General features: G+C 63.8%; 2 protein-coding genes and 1 pseudogene. 2 read left to right on the forward strand and 1 reads right to left on the reverse strand.

Annotated features, from left to right (window positions below; translation table 11 throughout):
- Positions 1-156, reverse strand: a pseudogene (locus tag MOV74_RS34905) (pyridoxal phosphate-dependent aminotransferase); the annotation flags it as partial.
- A 192-nt stretch (positions 157-348) separates the two neighbouring features.
- Between MOV74_RS34905 and MOV74_RS34910 the strand changes: the two are divergent.
- Both MOV74_RS34910 and MOV74_RS34915 read left to right on the forward strand, forming a co-directional pair.
- Positions 349-1,749: a M48 family metalloprotease gene (locus MOV74_RS34910; protein WP_246931618.1), complete on the forward strand. Its 1,401-nt coding sequence runs from the start codon at positions 349-351 to the stop codon at positions 1,747-1,749.
- Positions 1,750-1,879: 130 nt separating this feature from the next.
- On the forward strand, positions 1,880-2,647 hold the full coding sequence (locus tag MOV74_RS34915) for a DsbA family protein (protein ID WP_246931620.1): 768 nt from the start codon (positions 1,880-1,882) through the stop codon (positions 2,645-2,647).
- Positions 2,648-2,982: the final 335 nt, after the last annotated feature.

Genomic DNA, 2,982 nt, shown 5'->3' on the forward strand with positions numbered 1-2,982 from the left:
GGGCTGGCCGACCTCCATGTGGATGACATGGCCGCCAGCGGCCTCGATTCGGGCCGCCGCGGCCATGACGTCCATCACCATGAACGGGGGAACATCGCTCCGGCCGGAGGGCTCGAGCCACTGCCCCAACCGGTTCCTCAAGGTCGCATCGTGCATCGATTTCTGCTATTCGCTGGCGGACCGGTCCGTCCGGTCCGGGAAACGGGGCGCTTGCGCCCCAGACTGGCCGCATTGTACGGGTCATAAGGGGAACGGCCCGCAAGGGCATATCGCGTATCCGGTCCGCCGCCAATCGCCAAAACCAATCACGAAACTGCTTGATCAAGACCGTTTGACCCAGACCGCCTGATGTTGCTCCAGATCGCATTGCGCAAGAAGGCCTCCGCCCTCACCGCCCTCATCATGGCTGCGGCGACTGCACTGACGCCGTTCTCGGCCGCGCATGCGCAAGCCAAGGGGCCGCCGGTCCTGCGCGACACCGAGACCGAGCAGCTGCTGCGCGAATACACGCGCCCGATCCTGCGCGCTGCAGGTCTGGAGAAGCAGAACATCCAGATGGTGATCCTCAACGACAACTCGTTCAACGCGTTCGTCGCCGACGGCCGCCGCATCTTCGTCAATTACGGCGCGATCCTTCAATCGGAGACGCCGAACCAGATCATCGGCGTGCTCGCGCACGAAACCGGGCATTTGGCCGGCGGCCATTTGTCCAAGCTGCGTGAGCAGCTCGCCGCCGCCCAGACCCAGATGATCATCGCGATGCTGCTTGGTGCCGGCGCGATCGCCGCGGGCAGCACCCAGCGCAGCAGCGCCGGCAACAACGGCCTCGCCAATGCCGGCGCCGCGGCGATCGCCGCGCCGCAGGAGGTGATCCGCCGCACACTGCTGTCCTACCAGCGCCAGCAGGAGGAGAACGCCGACCGCGCCGGCGTAAAATTCCTGACCGCGACCCAGCAATCGCCGAAGGGCATGTACGAGACCTTCAAACGCTTCACAGGCGAGAGCTTGTTCGCCGCGCGCGGCGCCGATCCCTATCTCCAGTCGCATCCGATGCCGGCCGAGCGCGTCGCAGCGCTCCAGGAATTCGCAAGCTCGAGCCCCTTCTGGAACAAGAAGGACGATCCCGCGCTCCAGCTCCGCCACGACATGGTGCGAGCCAAGATCTCCGCCTTCATGGAGCGGCCGGAAACGGTGTACCGCCGCTATCCCCAAACCAACGACAGCATGCCGGCGCGCTATGCCCGTGCCATCAGCACCTATCTGCACGGGGACCTGCGAAGCGCGCTCACCCAGATCGACGCGCTGATCCAGGTCCAGCCAAACAACCCGTACTTCTACGAGGTGCGCGGCCAGGCGCTGCTGGAAAGCGGCAAGCCGGCCGAGGCGATCCCGGCCCTGCGCAAGGCAGCGCAGCTCTCGAACAATTCGCCCCTCATCGAGATGTTACTTGGGCAGGCTCTGGTTGGAACCGATAATAAGGCCTACACCGACGACGCTGTTCGGATTCTCCGCGCCGCGGTGGCGCGAGAGCCCGAGGCGGCGCTCGGCTATACCCAGCTCGCGATGGCCTATGGCCGGAAGGGCGAATATGCCGAGGCAGATCTCGCCTCGGCGCAGGCCGCGTATCTGCGCGGCGACAACAAGACCGCCCGCGAGCTAGCCACGCGCGCGAAAACCCGTTTCGCCGTCGGCACGCCCGGATGGGTCAAGGCCGACGACATCGTGGCGGCGAAGCCGCCGCGCAATTGAACATCGTGGCGGCCAAGCCGCCACGCTATGAAATGCCTAAAACGACGCCCGACACCGCGACGTCACGACGCCGAGCTCTGAGTCCGCCGGGACGTTTCTCGAAACCTGCTTTGAATAAGAGGATTTGCCTATGCTTTCGCTGCGCCTGCTTGCTCCCGCGTTGTTTGCGCTCGCCCTGTTCGGCGCAGCCGCGCCCGCGTCGGCCGACAGTTTCTCCGACAGCCAGCGCACCGACATCGAGGCCATCATCAAGAACTATCTCGTCAGCCATCCCGAGGTGCTCGAGGAGGCCATGGCCGAGCTCAGCAAGCGTCAGGCCGCAGCCGAGACCCAGAAGCACGAAGCCAGCGTCGCGCAGAATGCGGACGCGATCTTCAACTCGCCGCGACAGGTCGTGCTCGGCAACAAGGACGGCGACGTCACCTTCGTCGAGTTCTTCGACTACAATTGCGGCTACTGCAAGCGCGCGATGGACGACATGCTTACGCTCATGAAGAGCGATCCAAAGCTGAAGGTCGTGCTGAAGGAGTTTCCGGTGCTGAGCCAGGGCTCGGTGGAAGCGGCCCAGGTCGCGGTCGCCGTACGCATGCAGGATCCCTCCGGCAAGAAATATCTCGACTTCCACCAGAAGCTGCTCACCGGCCGCGGTGCCGCCGACAAGGCACGCGCGCTTCAAGCAGCCAAGGAAGCCGGCCTCGACACCGCGAAGATCGAGAAGGACATCGCCAGCCCCGAGGTGCGCGCCACCATCGAGGAGAACTTCAAGCTCGCCGAAGCGATGGGCATGAACGGCACGCCGAGCTACGTCATCGGCAAGCAGATCGTGATCGGCGCCGTCGGCGTCGAAGGCCTCAGGGAAAAGATCGGCATCGCCCGCTGCGGCAAGGCAACTTGCTGATCACGTTTCATAATACTGAAAACACGAAAAAGGGCCGGTTGAAAAGCCGGCCTTTCTTCTTACACGGAACGTTGGCGTCTTCGTGCAAAGTCATTCATCTGGCATTCAACAAACAAATGCCGCGGAACAGGCGAAGTTCCGGAACAACTGAAATCTCCTTTCGTTGTCGGCGCGGGCAATGACGCAATAAACACGTGAGGAGAATTCGATGTTGAACCGCTTTATGATCTCGGTTGCCGCAGTCGCACTCGTCGCAGGCACCGGTCTGGCGAACGCACAGGGCACCATGGGCCGCGACAGCGGCGGTGGCGCTGGCGGCGCGCAGACGCAGCACT

The organism is Bradyrhizobium sp. SHOUNA76, from assembly GCF_023006445.1.
Lineage (GTDB): Bacteria > Pseudomonadota > Alphaproteobacteria > Rhizobiales > Xanthobacteraceae > Bradyrhizobium.